This window comes from Ruegeria sp. AE3 (assembly GCF_056542225.1).
The window spans coordinates 212,649-227,401 of the sequence record NZ_JBQFZL010000004.1; the positions used below are offsets into that span (position 1 = coordinate 212,649).

16 protein-coding genes are annotated in these 14,753 nt (G+C 60.1%); 8 read left to right on the forward strand and 8 right to left on the reverse strand.

Annotated elements, in window-relative coordinates:
- Positions 1-41: 41 nt before the first annotated feature.
- Positions 42-1,403 (reverse strand): IS1182 family transposase, encoded by a 1,362-nt coding sequence (locus tag ACR0NZ_RS11080; RefSeq protein WP_480518912.1) that lies wholly within the window; start codon positions 1,401-1,403, stop codon positions 42-44.
- A 198-nt stretch (positions 1,404-1,601) separates the two neighbouring features.
- Here ACR0NZ_RS11080 and ACR0NZ_RS11085 point away from each other — a divergent pair, with 198 nt between their 5' ends.
- Positions 1,602-2,276: a class I SAM-dependent methyltransferase gene (locus tag ACR0NZ_RS11085; RefSeq protein WP_480518914.1), complete on the forward strand. Its 675-nt coding sequence runs from the start codon at positions 1,602-1,604 to the stop codon at positions 2,274-2,276.
- 210 nt (positions 2,277-2,486) lie between these two features.
- Here the strand turns inward: ACR0NZ_RS11085 and ACR0NZ_RS11090 are convergent, their stop codons facing one another.
- A complete protein-coding gene (locus ACR0NZ_RS11090) occupies positions 2,487-3,056 on the reverse strand; it encodes a GcrA family cell cycle regulator (RefSeq protein ID WP_267363457.1) in 570 nt (189 codons plus the stop codon).
- Between the two features lie 126 nt (positions 3,057-3,182).
- Here ACR0NZ_RS11090 and ACR0NZ_RS11095 point away from each other — a divergent pair, with 126 nt between their 5' ends.
- Entirely contained in the window at positions 3,183-3,986 is an 804-nt protein-coding gene (locus ACR0NZ_RS11095) for an ABC transporter permease (RefSeq protein WP_480518916.1), read from the forward strand.
- Here the strand turns inward: ACR0NZ_RS11095 and ACR0NZ_RS11100 are convergent.
- The 3 genes from ACR0NZ_RS11100 to ACR0NZ_RS11110 all read right to left on the reverse strand — a co-directional run bounded on the left by ACR0NZ_RS11100 (position 3,983) and on the right by ACR0NZ_RS11110 (position 6,627).
- Positions 3,983-5,218 carry an MFS transporter gene (locus ACR0NZ_RS11100; RefSeq protein WP_480519001.1) on the reverse strand — a complete coding sequence of 412 codons (1,236 nt, stop codon included), beginning with the start codon at positions 5,216-5,218 and terminating at the stop codon, positions 3,983-3,985. The genes ACR0NZ_RS11095 and ACR0NZ_RS11100 overlap by 4 nt on opposite strands.
- Before the next feature lie 106 nt (positions 5,219-5,324).
- Entirely contained in the window at positions 5,325-6,209 is an 885-nt protein-coding gene (locus ACR0NZ_RS11105; RefSeq protein ID WP_480473653.1) for a DMT family transporter, read from the reverse strand.
- Between the two features lie 52 nt (positions 6,210-6,261).
- Positions 6,262-6,627, reverse strand: a complete 366-nt coding sequence (locus ACR0NZ_RS11110) for a MerR family transcriptional regulator (protein WP_480518918.1) — start codon at positions 6,625-6,627, stop codon at positions 6,262-6,264.
- Positions 6,628-6,701: 74 nt separating this feature from the next.
- On the opposite strand from ACR0NZ_RS11110, the gene ACR0NZ_RS11115 reads away from it, so the two are divergent.
- The 4 genes from ACR0NZ_RS11115 (at position 6,702) to ACR0NZ_RS11130 (ending at position 9,797) form a co-directional block, all read left to right on the forward strand.
- Positions 6,702-6,959: a zinc ribbon domain-containing protein gene (locus ACR0NZ_RS11115; RefSeq protein WP_480495119.1), complete on the forward strand. Its 258-nt coding sequence runs from the start codon at positions 6,702-6,704 to the stop codon at positions 6,957-6,959.
- A 245-nt stretch (positions 6,960-7,204) separates the two neighbouring features.
- Complete coding sequence (locus ACR0NZ_RS11120) at positions 7,205-8,392, forward strand: acetylornithine transaminase (RefSeq protein ID WP_480473651.1); 1,188 nt, start codon at positions 7,205-7,207, stop codon at positions 8,390-8,392.
- Between the two features lie 75 nt (positions 8,393-8,467).
- Positions 8,468-9,394 carry an ornithine carbamoyltransferase gene (argF, locus tag ACR0NZ_RS11125; RefSeq protein WP_480518920.1) on the forward strand — a complete coding sequence of 309 codons (927 nt, stop codon included), beginning with the start codon at positions 8,468-8,470 and terminating at the stop codon, positions 9,392-9,394.
- A 58-nt stretch (positions 9,395-9,452) separates the two neighbouring features.
- On the forward strand, positions 9,453-9,797 hold the full coding sequence (locus tag ACR0NZ_RS11130) for a 5-carboxymethyl-2-hydroxymuconate Delta-isomerase (RefSeq protein ID WP_480518922.1): 345 nt from the start codon (positions 9,453-9,455) through the stop codon (positions 9,795-9,797).
- A gap of 28 nt (positions 9,798-9,825) precedes the next feature.
- On the opposite strand, the gene ACR0NZ_RS11135 is transcribed toward ACR0NZ_RS11130, so the two are convergent.
- Both ACR0NZ_RS11135 and ACR0NZ_RS11140 read right to left on the reverse strand, forming a co-directional pair.
- Positions 9,826-10,422 (reverse strand): ferric reductase-like transmembrane domain-containing protein, encoded by a 597-nt coding sequence (locus ACR0NZ_RS11135; RefSeq protein WP_480518924.1) that lies wholly within the window; start codon positions 10,420-10,422, stop codon positions 9,826-9,828.
- Positions 10,423-10,425: 3 nt separating this feature from the next.
- Positions 10,426-10,914 carry a peptidase associated/transthyretin-like domain-containing protein gene (locus tag ACR0NZ_RS11140; protein WP_480518926.1) on the reverse strand — a complete coding sequence of 163 codons (489 nt, stop codon included), beginning with the start codon at positions 10,912-10,914 and terminating at the stop codon, positions 10,426-10,428.
- A 273-nt stretch (positions 10,915-11,187) separates the two neighbouring features.
- On the opposite strand from ACR0NZ_RS11140, the gene ACR0NZ_RS11145 reads away from it, so the two are divergent.
- Both ACR0NZ_RS11145 and ACR0NZ_RS11150 read left to right on the forward strand, forming a co-directional pair.
- Entirely contained in the window at positions 11,188-12,183 is a 996-nt protein-coding gene (locus tag ACR0NZ_RS11145) for a pirin family protein (protein ID WP_480518928.1), read from the forward strand.
- A gap of 45 nt (positions 12,184-12,228) precedes the next feature.
- Positions 12,229-13,203, forward strand: a complete 975-nt coding sequence (locus ACR0NZ_RS11150) for a 2-dehydropantoate 2-reductase (protein WP_480518930.1) — start codon at positions 12,229-12,231, stop codon at positions 13,201-13,203.
- A 9-nt stretch (positions 13,204-13,212) separates the two neighbouring features.
- Here the strand turns inward: ACR0NZ_RS11150 and ACR0NZ_RS11155 are convergent, their stop codons facing one another.
- Positions 13,213-14,691: an inorganic phosphate transporter gene (locus ACR0NZ_RS11155; protein WP_480473642.1), complete on the reverse strand. Its 1,479-nt coding sequence runs from the start codon at positions 14,689-14,691 to the stop codon at positions 13,213-13,215.
- Between the last annotated feature and the right edge of the window lie 62 nt (positions 14,692-14,753).

Genomic DNA, 14,753 nt, shown 5'->3' on the forward strand with positions numbered 1-14,753 from the left:
GCGCGGCGGAAATAGCGGCTGAAGTCTTCCTGCTCGGCTCTTCACGCCGAGATTGGTCTGAGCTTTGCAAGTTTGCGGAGGTTCTGGACTGTTGCTGCGAGGTGGAACTCATCCTTGGCGCCGTTTGGTCCTCTAAGGCGGAGGCGGTCGAGGCCGATGATGCGTTTGAGGTGGGCGAAGAGCATCTCTACCTTCTTTCTGGCGTAGCTGGAGACGACATAGGCATCGGTCTTCGCGATATCCCGTGCTTTTTGGCGGGCGTCTTCATGCCTGGATCGGGCGATTTTCCGGGTCGCCTGGTTGGGCGTGCATCGGGGCTTCAGCGGACACGCCGCGCATTCCTGTTTCCGGGCGTAGTATTTCTTGAAGCCATCCTTGCCGAACGCCGGGCGCCCCTTTGAGATGTTCCGCCAGTACGGCTTCAGCTCCTTCCCGCCGGGACATTTGTAAGCATCGGTGTCCGGATCGTAGGTGAAGTCGGTGGCAGGAAACGCGCCGTCCTTGCGCTCGGACTTGTCGAAGACCGGGATGTGGGGTTCGATACCTTGCTCTTTCACAAGCCAGCCAAGCATCTCCGCCGCACCATAGGCCGTGTCTGCGGCCAGCAGCCATGGGTGCAGGTCGAAACGGTCTTGGGTTCTCACCAGCATGTCTCGCACGGCACCCACTTCCGCCTGACGTATCGGCGCAGTCGCTTCGACATCGACGATGATCGCATGGTCCAGATCGACCAGGTAGTTGGTGCTGTAGGCAAAGAAGGGCCTGTCGCCATTGGCTCCGGTCAACCGCGCGGCCGGGTCGGCGGGCGAGATCGCCTTCGGCTTTACCGGTGTCGCAGCGCCGAAGGCCGCATCATCGAGCGTATCAAGGTATTCCTGCGTCGCCCGGTTTGCAGCATCTGCTGCAGACCATTCCGAGAAGTCCACCTTCGTATAGCGGCTGGCATCAGCCTTGATGAGCGAAGCATCTGCTCCAAAGCTCTCGCCGCCGACCAGTCCCTCGGCAATGCAGCGCGCCAGCACCTGCTCGAACAGATTCCGGAAGAGGTTGCTGTCCCGGAAACGTCCATGTCGGTTCTTGGAAAAGGTGGAATGATCGGGCACCGGATCGGCCAGATCGAGGCGACAGAACCAGCGATACGCCAGATTCAGATGCACCTCTTCACACAGCCGCCGCTCTGACCGGATACCGAAGGCATAGCCCACAATCAGCATTCGGATCATCAGCTCGGGATCAACCGAGGGCCTGCCTGTTGAACTGTAGAACGGCGCGAGATGTCGGCGCATGTCAACAAGGTCTACAAACCGGTCGATCGCGCGCAAAAGGTGATCCGTCGGAACGTGATCCTCAATACTGAACTCGTAGAACAGCGCACCCTGCGCAACTTGCCTCGGTCCCATCATCAGCAACTCTCCTGCAACTCAAGAGAATTGAATCAGCAGCCAAAGCATCGCTCAAGCAGAGTTTTTCAACAGTATCTCCGCTCAGCGGACCCCCATGAGATTAACAGAGAATGCCCGGTTCGAACCCATTCGGACTTTACTATGTTTCTGTGCTAGTTTGGAAATGTTGTGCGCGCCGTCGCATTGGAGGTTATCCACATGGCACACATTGCGCTGTTGCGGTCCATGTATTCGATGAAGGGTCGCCCAGTTGTTGATATCGGAGCGGGGGATGGCGTGTACTCAAAGCAACTTCATGCGGAGGGTGCACATGTAACCGCCATCGAAGTTGACCCCGCCAAAGTATCGAATGCGAAATCAAACTTGCCACCCGACGTTGATGTTCGACTAGGAACGGCAGAAAACTTGCCTTTGGAAACAAACTCACAGCAGTTGGCCTGTTTCTTCTTTTCTCTACATCACGTGCCAGCCAATCTGCACGAAGCCGCCTTCGATGAAGTTCGCCGGGTTTTGAGGCAAAACGGTCGATTGCATGTGGTCGAACCTTATCCGTATGGAACAATGTTTGACGTAGTTCGGATGGTCGAAGACGAGACGTCTGTGCGTACAAACTCCCACAACGTTTTGAATCGACTCGATAAAGACCAAAGCTACAGCTTGTTGGCCAAAAATGAGTATGTTTTGACCCGGGAGTACCCAACTTTTGAGTACTTTTTGGATAAGATCGTGCGACCTGATCCTGACCGGTATTCACAGTACGAAGCAGTGGCTTCCGATATGCGGCAAACTTTTGAAAGCGTCATCGAAAGCGTCGATGGCAAGCGCGTCCTACATCAACCGTGCGCATCATATCACTACCAAGTTTTCACCTAGAGTTTTGACGGCCCAGTGTCCTAATTGTCCGCAAAGTTGACGCTCCGAACTAAAACACCCTCGCAGCATTCAGCGAGGGTGTTTTCTAAGTAAGAGCCCGTTACGCCTTGCGTCGTTCTGGACTATGCAACGCCTCCGGTAAGAGGCGTGGCGAAACGCCTGCGCCTTTTTCACGTTCCATAGACAAGATTTAGGTTCTTGTGTTCGCAATTACCGCCGCCGGTCGCGGCGCGAACTCATGGGTTGGAAGGCCACGCCCACATGCGCCTCGCAATAGGGTTTGCCTGCCTCAACCGGCAGGCCGCAGAACCAGAAATCCTCGGTCGCGGGGTCGCCCACGGGCCACTTGCAGGTTTTCTCGGTCAGTTCCATCAGCGTCAGCTTCTTGGCTTTCTTCTCGATCTCGTTGACCTTGGCCAGCGCCTCGGGGCTGATCTCGTTGGCCGAGGGCTGCGGCGGCAGCGGCTGACCAGCCGGGATGATCTGGCGGCGGGCCGGAACGGCGGGTTTCGCCTCGGCAGCAGCAGCCGGGCGCGCCGGTTCTGTCTTTGGCATGGGTCTGGGCTTGGCTTCGGCCTTGGGCGCGGGTGCCGGTTTCTCTTTCGGTTCGGACTTGGCCGGGGCTGCGCCTGCTGTCCGGTTGGACAGGCCCAGGCGGTGGACCTTGCCAATCACCGCGTTGCGGGTCACGCCACCCAGTTCCTTGGCGATCTGGCTGGCCGATTGGCCTTCGCCCCACATCTTCTTCAGCAGTTCTACGCGCTCGTCTGTCCAGGACATCGTCAGCCTTTCAAAAGCGGAAAGCGGCCCCGGATTCGGGCCGCCTTGGGAATTCGTCTCAGCCCCCTATTCTAAACACTGCGGCTCGAGTTACAAGCTGTCTTCGAATCAGGTTGAGGGCAAAGCATGCAGAATCCCGCAGAACAGACCGAACGCAGCTTTGGGGCGGTCAACTGGATGGGGCTTTACACGCTGGCGCAGCGCGAAATCCGGCGCTTTCTTTCGGTCTGGACCCAGACCGTTCTGGCGCCTCTGGTCACGGCCGGCCTGTTCCTGCTGATCTTCACAATCGCCATTGGGCCTAGCCGCCCTGACGTCATGGGCGTGCCGTTTGTGGTGTTTCTGGCACCGGGGATCCTGATGATGACGGTGATCCAGAACGCCTTTGCCAATACCTCCTCTTCGATGGTGATTGCAAAGGTGCAGGGCAATATCGTCGACACTCTGATGCCGCCGCTGTCCCCGCTCGAGATCCTGCTGGGGTATCTTGCCGGTGGCATCGCCCGTGGCCTGATGATCGCGCTGGTGATTTCGATTGCGTTGCTGGTTTTGCTGTCCATCGCGCCCCAGCACCCGTTGATTGCGCTGATCTTTGTTGTTCTGGGTGGCGCATTCATGGGCGTGCTGGGCCTCTTTGCCGGGATCTTTGCGAACAAGTTCGACCAGATGGCCGCGATCACCAACTTCATCGTCACACCTCTGGCCTTCCTGTCGGGCACCTTCTATTCGGTCGAGGCGCTGCCTTCTGTCCTGAACCGCCTGACCCACCTGAACCCGGTCTTCTACCTGATCGATGGGCTGCGTTACGGCATGATTGGCGTGTCCGACAGCTCTCCGTGGTTGGGCATGGCGGTTTGTGGTTTTGCCACGCTGGCCATCGGGCTGATCACCTGGCAAATGCTGCGCACCGGCTATCGGCTTAAGGCTTAACCGGGCTCTGCCAGCCTATCGGGCGACAGGGCAGGCTTGGGTTCGCCCAGCCGCGGATGCAAGCGGGCCGAGACAGCCCATGCCCCAAACAAAGCAATCCCGCCTGCCGCGAACACACCGGCCACCGGTGCCGCCAGCAAGACCAGAGCTGCAATACCGGGCGTCAGAATGCCCGAGACATCGCGGTAACTGGAATAAATCGCCGACATCTCGGTTCGCTCAGACGGTTTCACGGCCATAAGGAAGGGCAATCCGGCGCAGATATCCAGAACGATCAGCCAGACAGACCCCAGAACCAGCGCAGCGACCGAGGCGACAGGCCATCCCGCGACCAATCCGGCTGCGAAAAAGCAGCCCCCGGCAGAAGCAAACCCGATGCGAACAGCAGACCTGAGCGACCGCGTCTGGACCCAGCGCAGGATCAATGGGGCGGCCAGCAGCATGGCGTTTGTGCACGACAGAAGGATGCCGCCCAATTGTTCTCCCAGCCCGTTTTGGATGGCGAAGATGGGCAGGTAAACGACATATATCCACCAGCCGCAGGACCGGATCATTGCAAACAGATATCCGGCGACCAATCTGGGTTGAACAAAGAACCGGGGAAGAAAGGCCAACGGGTTGTTGGCCGGACCACGGGCCTTGGTGATCAGCTTGCCATTGCCCAGACGCATGCGCCAGAACTGCGCCAGCATGACCAGCGCTGCACCGGCACTGATGACAAACGGGGCAGGGTGCCACAGCTCCATCAGCAGGACACCGGCCATTGGGCCGCCCGTCCATCCCAAAGCGCTGTAGAACATGCGGCTGGTCTCGCACCGGCCAAGTTCGATCTTGCTGATGTAATCCAGCACATAGGTGTTGAAGCAGATGAAAGTGACAACCGTGGCCATGGTATTTAGGGCCAATGCGCCGACCACGGCCTCGGGGCTGCCCTCGATCGCCAGCGATGCACCACAGATGAACATGACACAACCGGTGGAATAGGCCCATCTGCGCGGTACAAAACGGATCAGGAACGGCACCATCAACCCGACCAGCAGGGACAGGATGCCAATCAGGAAATACAGGAATGACACGGACGAGGCATCGCCCAGCGCCCGGTACATCGCCAGCGGAAAGACTGAAATCAGGATGCCACGCACGATGGCTTCAATCCCGGCCAGAATCCCAAAATCGCGAACTGATGGGGCAGGCGCGTGGCGGACCCATTCAGGTATTCGGCGTTCATGCATGACAAACTCGCAAATCAACTCAGCCCAGAATGCGCCTGCTGCTTTGCCGTTCATGGGGGTTTGCGACACAAAGGTCGCCCCTGAACCGCAAGGACGGTTTTTTCTGTCAGGTCCGGCGGTTTACTGCCTCGCGCCAGACCAGGATCAGCCCTCCGGTCAGAATCGTGACCGCGCCAATCAGACTGATCCGGTCGGGGATCACATCAAACACCGCAAAATCGTACAGCGCGGCGAAAATCAACGTGGCATAGCTGATCGGGGCCACGAATGACGCGTCCGCCCGTGCCATGCCGTTGATGAAACAAACCTGCGCGCAGGCCATCAGCAGGCCGATCCCCACCAGTGCAACCCATTGCTGCGGCGTAGGCATTTGAAACACAAAGCTGACCGCGACCGTAGCGATCACCAGCCCCATCGTGTTGTTGATCAGCAGAATCTGGATCGGAGCCTCGCGCCCCGACAGTTTCTTGATAAAGATCAGCTCCATCCCGATAAACGCCGCCGCAGCCAGCGCCAGAAGGGCGGCGGGCTGAAAACTTGCAGGTGTCGGGCGCAGCAGGATCACCGCACCCACAAGGGCCACGGCCGCCGCCAGCCAACGCCACCGGCCGACCCGCTCCCCCAATAGCGGAATGGCCAGTACCATACCAAAGACAGGGTTCAGAAAGGAAATCGCCGTCGCATCCGCCATCGGAATGAACGCAACAGACGCGAACATCAACGTCACCCCGGCCCAGCCAAAGCTGGTTCGCCCGACATGCAGCCCCCAATGGGGCCGTCCCAGCCGGGGGCGAAGCACTGCGACCGCCGACAGGATGGCAAACAGAGCAAACAGAAACCGCCCGTGACTGATCTGCATCGCGTGCAAGGGAGGCCCGAGTGTCTCCGTCCCCAACGCCTTGGCCAACAGCGTCGTCGCCGCGATAAAGGCGGTCGCGACAAAGATCAGCCCTGCGGCCACAGCAGGATTTTGCGCCTTCGGGGTGAACATGGGCGAAAGCGGTGCGCCAAAACGGGGGCCTTGGCAAGACGCAAATCTGCGCTCAGCGCAAAACCGGAGGGGCAGCCAGCGCCGCCTTGGCTTGTTTGAGGCTGTTCAAAAACCGCTCTGCCCGTGCGATCCGTGCTTCGACCTCGTCAATCCGGTCCTGCAAAAACGCCTCGCCGTCAAAGCTGTCGGGATCGGCGGCTTCCAACTGCCCCAGCAACATGACCAGCTCTGCAATGCTGATGCCTGCCGCCTGTGCATCTGCAACTTGCTCCAGCGTGATCAGCGCGTCTTCGGGATAGTCGCGATAGCTGTTGGTGTTGTCCGGCCCCGGAGCTGACCGGATCAGCCCTTGGCGTTCATAAAACCTCAGCGTGTCACGGCTCAGCCCGCTGCGCCGCGCAAGTTCCCCGATCCGCATGTTTCAAAACCGTTGACTCAACTCCATGGTTTTGATCCTATGTCAGACAGTTATTCTCTGCAAGGACAAGCACCATGGGTCCCAAATGCCAAAGTTGCGGCATGCCGCTGTCAAAAGACCCCCAGGGCGGCGGGTCCGAAGCTGGCGGCGGGCGCAGCACGCGTTACTGCTCGCTGTGTTACGAAAACGGTGCGTTCCGCCATCCCGACGCATCGCTGGAAGAGTTTCAGTCTCACTGCGTCGATGCCCTTGTCGCCAAAGGCATGCCCCGCATCCTTGCCTGGGCTTTCACCCGCGGCATGGGCAAGCTCGACCGCTGGCGCTCGGCGTAATGATCCGGTGGCAATTTTGACCCTGCGGCAATAATAGGGTTTTCAGGCTGTCTTTTCACGTCTATAGAGCGGCCATGATCAAACGCGCACATATCCAGTTGCTCCGACGCCGACGCCGCTCTGCGTAATCGGCCTGTTTGATCCCATGTGCCTGCCAAATTGGCACAATTCTCACCAAATCTGTTGACGAAGCGGGCCTTAGTGTATCACTCACGAGGCTCAAACGACCCGAAAAGGATGATCCCATGATCCCGTCCGTTCTGCCGACCTATAACCGCGCGCCCTTGTCATTTGTAAAGGGCGAAGGCGCCTGGCTGACTGAAGCGGATGGCCGACGTTTTCTGGACCTCGGCGCAGGGATCGCGGTGAACGCGCTGGGCCATGCCCATCCGGCGCTGGTGGCCGCCCTGACGGAACAGGCCCACGCGCTGTGGCATGTCTCGAACCTCTACAACATCCCGCAACAGCAGGCACTGGCAGACAAGCTGGTCGAACACACCTTTGCGGATACGGTATTCTTCACGAATTCCGGCACCGAAGCCTGTGAACTGGCCGTGAAGATGGCCCGCAAGTATTTCTATGACAAAGGCCAGCCCGAACGGGTTGAGATCATCACCTTCGACGGCTCGTTCCATGGCCGGTCGTCGGCGGGCATCGCAGCGGCCGGGTCCGAGAAGATGACCAAAGGCTTTGGCCCGCTTTTGCCGGGCTTTGTCCACGTCACCTTTGGCGATCTCGACGGTGTCACCAACGCCATCACCGAAAATACCGCAGCCATCCTGATCGAACCGATTCAGGGCGAGGGCGGCATCCGCCCCGTGCCCGATGCCGAGCTCAAGGCCCTGCGCGCCATTTGCGACGAACACGGTCTGCTGCTGATCCTGGACGAGGTGCAATGCGGCGTCGGTCGTACCGGCAGGCTCTTCGCCCATGAATGGGCGGGGATCACCCCGGATATCATGATGGTCGCCAAAGGCATCGGCGGTGGTTTCCCCCTCGGCGCCGTGCTGGCAACCGAAGACGCGGCATCCGGCATGACCGCAGGCACGCATGGCTCCACCTATGGCGGCAACCCGCTGGGCTGTGCCGTGGGCTGTGCGGTGATCGATCAGGTCGCCACACCCGCCTTCCTCGAAGGTGTCAACCGCAAGGCTGGTCTGTTGCGCCAGAAACTCGAAGGTCTGGTTGCCGATCACCCCGAGGTTTTCGAAGAGGTGCGCGGATCGGGCCTGATGCTCGGCCTGAAATGCAAGGCGCCAAATATCGACGTGGTCAATGCGGGCTATGACAATCTGGTCATCACCGTCCCTGCCGCCGACAACGTCATCCGCCTGCTGCCGCCCCTGACCCTGACCGAGGATGACATCGCCCAGGCCATGATCCGCCTCGAAAAGGCCGCCAATCAGATCGAAACCCAGCTCGCAACTGCCTGAGTTTCATCTTTTCCCAAATACTCCGGGGGTGTGGGGGCTGGCCCCCACCGCCCGACCAGCCAAAAGCGAAGCGATATGAATCACTTTCTCGACATCCACAAAACCGATGCCACCGCGTTGCGGTCCATGATCGATCAGGCGGGCGCGATGAAACAGGCGCGTCTGGGCCGTCCCAAGGCCGCCCCTGACGACGAACAGCCGCTGAAAGACCGCATGGTCGCGCTGATCTTCGAAAAGCCCTCGACCCGGACGCGCGTGTCCTTTGACGTCGGTGTACGCCAAATGGGCGGCCAGACCATGGTGCTGTCGGGCAAGGACATGCAGCTGGGTCACGGCGAAACCATAGCCGATACCGCCCGTGTGCTGTCGCGTTATGTCGACATGATCATGATCCGCACCTTCGATGAGACCATCCTGACCGAAATGGCCGAATATTCCGACGTGCCCGTCATCAACGGCCTGACCGATCGTACCCATCCCTGCCAGATCATGGCTGACGTGCTGACGTTCGAGGAACACCGCGGCCCCATCGCAGGAAAGAAAGTGGTCTGGACCGGTGATGGCAACAATGTCTGCGCCTCGTTCCTGCACGCGGCGGGTCAATTCGGCTTCGATCTGACCTTCAGTGGCCCGGCCCAGCTTGATCCGGAAGAAGAATTCTTGGGGTTTGCCCGCCAGAAGGGTTCCAGAGTCGTCATCGAACGGGACCCACACAAAGCGGTCGAGGGCGCGGATCTGGTGGTTGCCGACACCTGGGTTTCGATGCATGACAGCCAATCCGCCAAGGAACGTCGCCACAACATGCTGCGCCCCTATCAGGTCAACGCGGAACTCATGTCACATGCCAAACCCGACGCGCTGTTCATGCACTGCCTGCCCGCGCATCGTGAGGAAGAAGCAACCTCCGAGGTCATGGACGGCCCGAACTCGGTCATCTTCGATGAGGCCGAAAACCGCCTGCACGCACAAAAGGCCGTAATGCGCTGGTGTCTGGGCGTTTAGGATCAACTTGCAGTTTCGAGAGGGCCATCAGGCTCTCTCATGACCCCCGGAGCATTCAATGCCTCACGTTACCCTGGAATTCTCCAAATCTCTGGACGACACCCATGATTTCAAGATGATCTGCGAGCGGCTGCATACCGTTCTCGCAAAACATGATGAAATCGACGCCTCAGCGCTCAAGATCCGCGCCGCGCCGATTGCCCATTCCTACATCGGAACGCAACCGCAGACCTTCGTGCATGCCACGCTGCTGTTGATGCGCGGCCGGGATGAGGCCACGCGGGCCGAGCTTAACGCCATCATTCTGGACGTTCTGGCCCAGACCATGCCCGAGGTCGGCAGCATCACCGTGCAGGATGTCGAGATGACCCGCGCCACCTATGCAAAGCGTTTGGCTGGTTGACGCGGACCCGGCAGCGTTCCTCGGTGGTTTAACGCCGATGCACCCCCCAAATCCGCAACTTGGCGAGTGTTCCCACGCTCACCAATACCACCAGCGCGCACAGAGCGACCTTGGTCATCGTCTCCATCGAACCTTCGATCAGCAGTGCGTGAATGACGCTACCCAGAATGGTTACCATGGCCAGTCCTGCATGGCCCAGGCGCCAGACCCGAAACCGCAAGTTTAGTCGCTGCCGAAAATTCCCCATTGCCGCCGCCGCAAAACCCGCCCACATGGCGATGACCCCCCATGTCGAAAAAGGTGTTGCAGACACGAAAAGCAATGCGTCCGCCACATCAGGCGGGCTTGTGATCCACAAGCCGGTCACATGGATCATAATGCTTGCAGCAAGGGCCAAGCCACACCGCCTGTGCCAATGGCGGCTGTTGACCGGAGAAAGTCCGGGCAACCAACGCCCGGCCAGCAAGGGTTGCAGCAGAAGAAGACACATCCCGATGATGCCTGCGAAACCGGCGACGATGTAAACCGGCTCTCGCCACGCCAGATAGGGGCTGAAAGCCGCTGCTACGACCGGTACCAGAAGTGCGGCGATCAATGCCGCCCAGATCGCAACGCGCTTTAACACCTGTCAGACAGGTTGCAGCACGAAATGTGCAGCAAGGGTTTTGTCCTTCGCACTCGACATCACAGGGCGCAGGAACACAGTCTCAAATTCGCCGCTGTCATAGGCCAGATGCCCGTGCGGTTGACCAAAAGCAGGCACAATCTGAGGCATTTCCAACCGGAATTCTCCGTTCGCATCGGTTAGTGTCGCCCCATGGCTGCGCTGGTCACGTTCATGCCCCTCGGTCGTGTGGGCCCATATCTGGATGCGCTGGCCGGGCAGGGGGGCTCCGTCGCCCGCGCGCCGCACGGTGCCGGTCATCCAGAACCCGCCGCCGCCGATGCGCTTCACGATCGGCGCACCGGGCCTGTAATTGTTCGACCCGCCCCGCATCGACGGTGTCGGCGCAAGACCGGCGGCGTGCGCAGGTGTGAAAATGCCGATCATACCGGCTGCAAGTGTACCAATCCCTGTCGCAACAAACTTGCGGCGGTTGATTTCGAGTCGGGCCATTGCATCCACTCCTGTCGGTTGAATCCCATCTTCGACTGGCTTCCCTGAACCGGCGACACCCGATGTCTAAAGATAGCACGATTGTTCATGATTCCGAGAGTCGCGAAGGAGCGTGCCAAATACGCCATTCCACGCCTTTGTGAGTATCTGCAAATCGCTCCAGGGACTTCACGATCATTGTGCAAAAATGCACTTTTCATGCGATACTTTCCCAATACCTTCAGCATGGGCGAACATGAAGCCGTCTCGCAGGACCAAAAAAGGAGATCAGGATTGAGTTGGAACCCCACCCATGACCCCGAATGCGCCTCCGAAAAAAATGCGCTGGAAACGCTCATCATTCCCCGCGCCCGCGATCTGGGCGGGTTCGAGGTGCGCCGCGCGCTGCCCTCGGTCAAACGCCAACTGGTTGGCCCGTTCATCTTCTTCGATCAGGTCGGCCCGGCAGAATTTGTCACCGAAGGCGGCATTGACGTGCGTCCGCACCCCCATATCGGGCTGGGAACCGTCACTTACCTCTATCAGGGCGAATTCGAACATCGCGACAGCCTCGGCACTCACCAGATGATTTACCCCGGCGAGGTCAACTGGATGGTTGCAGGCCGTGGCGTGACCCATTCCGAGCGCACCAGCGAAGAAACGCGCGGTAAAGGCCACAAGCTGTTCGGCATTCAGACCTGGCTTGCCCTGCCCGAAACGCATGAGGATATGACCCCCGAGTTCGAACACCACAAGCAAGGCGCGCTGCCCCATATCCAAGACAAGGGCGTCAGCGCACGGCTGATTCTCGGCACTGCTTATGGCGAATCCAGCCCCGTGACGATGCTGTCCGAGACCTTTTATCTGGATGTTGAACTCGCCCCCGGCGCGACTTTCCCGCTGCCCGACGACCATGAGGATCGCGGTGTCTATGTCACGCAAGGATCAATCGAGATTGCTGGCGACACATTCGACGAAGGCCGCATGATGGTGTTCCGCCCCGGTGACAGGTTGTCGGCCCGAGCGGGTCCGCAGGGTGCGCGGCTGATGCTGCTGGGCGGCGCTACCCTGAATAAGGATCGCTATATCTGGTGGAATTTCGTGTCATCCTCGAAAGAAAAGATCGAGACGGCGATTCATGAGTGGAAAAGCGCCGATTGGGTCAGTGGCGCGTTCCACCTTCCGGCAGGGGATAACCGCGAATTTATTGCCATTTCGGAACAGCTTGAGCGCACAAAGCCCCGGCTGGCCCGCCCGCGAGCGGCGTCAGGGGCGGGTGGGCTTGTGTAACCGTCCGTTTGCGGTGATCCTTTCTGGTATACCAGAGGGGGTATCATGAAACTTGTCATCGCAGGCGCGGGCAGCATCGGCTGCTACTGCGGCGGTTTACTGGCCCGCTCGGGGCATGCGGTGACCTTGCTGGGCCGTGCCCGTGTACTGGACCCCATCCGCGAACATGGGCTGACGGTCACGAATTACGATGGCCTCAATTACCATGTTGCGGCGGAAGCCCTGACACTCAGCACGGATCCCGCCTGCCTGGATCAGGCCGAGCTGGTCATTGTCACCGTCAAATCCGGGGCAACGGCGGATATGGCCGGTCATATCGCGGACGCCGCCTGTCGGGATGCGCCCGTCCTGTCCTGGCAAAACGGGATCGAGAATGCGGCGACCCTGCGCAAGGCGCTGCCCGGTCGCGATGTGCGCGCGGGAATGGTCCCCTTCAACGTGGTCCCGAACGGCCCCGCCACCTATCACCGGGCCACATCAGGCGAAATTGTGATCCAGAACGGCCCCGGCGACCTGGCCACCGCCCTCAGCAGCCCGGACCTGCCCGTTATCGCAAGTGACCGGATCGAGGCGGTGCAATGGGGCAAGCTGGTGATCAACCTGAACAACGCGCTGAACGCGCTGTCAGGCCTGCCGCTTGTGGATCAGCTGCTCAGCCGTGACTGGCGCAACCTCATGGCCGACCAGATGGCCGAGGCGCTGTCCGTTCTCAAGGCGGCCGGGCATCCGGTGGCCTCGACAACGCCGCTTCCGGCGTGGCTGACGCCGCATATCCTGCGCCTGCCGACACCTTTGTTCAGCCGGATCGCGGCGCGGATGCTCACCATCGACCCCACCGCCCGGACCTCGATGGCCTATGACCTGATGGCCGAGCGGCAAACGGAAATCGACAGCCTTCAGGGCCATATCATTCGGCTGGGACACGAGACCGGGGTGCCCACCCCCCTGTGCACAAAAGTGTCTGACCTGATCAAACACGCGCCTGATCATCCGCTGTCCCCGGAACAGATCAGGCTCTGATCCCGGTCGTCAGACGAGGCCGGTCAGTATCCAGAAAATCACGGCCGACATGGCGGCGGCGGCGGGCACGGTCACGACCCAGGCTGCAATGATCGTCATGAAATGCGACCGCCGCACCAGCTTGCGCCGCCGGAATTCTTCGGGGGCCAGCTTCTGCGCTGTCGCGTTTCTCCCATTGTTCTGCTTCCGCCTGCGATCCGACTGCCATTCGCGATAGAACCCGACGCCAAAGATTGCGCCAACGGCGATATGCGTGGAACTGACCGGCAGGCCCAGCCAGCTGGCCACAATGACAGTGATCGCCGCCGACAGTGCGACGCAAAAGGCCCGCATCGGGTTCAGCTTGGTGATCTGGCTGCCGACCATCCGGATCAGCTTGGGCCCGAACAGAAACAGGCCGAACGATATCCCGAACGCGCCGATGATCATCACCCATAACGGGATCGAAACCTTTTGGGCGAAATCTCCGAACTCAGCCGCGTGGACAATCGCCGCCAGAGGGCCGACCGCGTTGGCCACATCATTGGCGCCGTGGGCAAAACTCAGAAACGCGGCCGATATCACCAATGGCAAGCCGAACAGGGTTTTCAGCGACCGGGTCCGGTTCTCCATCCCCTCGGATTTGCGGCGTACCCAGGGAACCGTCAGCGCCCAGACCAGCACGCCGCTGCCCAGACCGATCAGCAGCGCCACCTCCAGTTCGATCTTCACGATCCGCTTCAGACCCTTGACCGACAGATAGGTGGCAAACGCTGCCGCCATCACCGCCACAAGGATCGGCACCCAACGCCGCGCGGCGGCGATCTTGTCGTCCTGATACTGGATCTTGGTCTTGATCAGCGCCAGGAACCCAGCCGCGATCACGCCGCCAAGAACCGGAGAGATCACCCAGCTGGCGGCAATCGCGCCCATCGTGCCCCAGCTCACCGCGCTCAGACCGGCAGCGGCAATCCCTGCGCCCATGACCCCGCCCACAACCGAATGCGTTGTCGACACTGGCGCACCGATCCAGGTCGCCAGATTGACCCACATGGCGGACGAGATCAGCGCCGCCATCATGGCCCAGATGAACACATTGGTGTTCTGCACCGAGGCCGGGTCGATGATCCCCTTCGAGATGGTCGAGACGACGTCGCCTCCCGCAAGCAAAGCGCCCGCGCTTTCGGCAACGGCGGCGATCACGATGGCACCGCCCATGGTCAGCGCGTTTGCACCCACCGCGGGACCCATGTTGTTGGCCACGTCATTGGCACCGATGTTGATCGCCATATAGGCTCCGAACGCGGCGGCAGCCACGACGATATAGGTGCCGTCGGCCCGACCGAACAGCACCGCCGCCATCAATCCGGCAAGCACCATGAACGCCAGTGCAATTCCCGGCGCCAGCAGCGGGCGGGCGACATGAAGATTGGCGATTTCTACGCGTGAGATGCGTTGCAGGTCGCTGTCAAGCGACTGCCAGCGCGGTTTTGAATTTGTGTCAGACATGGGCTTGGTCAAAGTTTCGCAGATCGCCCGCAGCTAACGGTTTCCCGGTTCAGGGGCAAGCG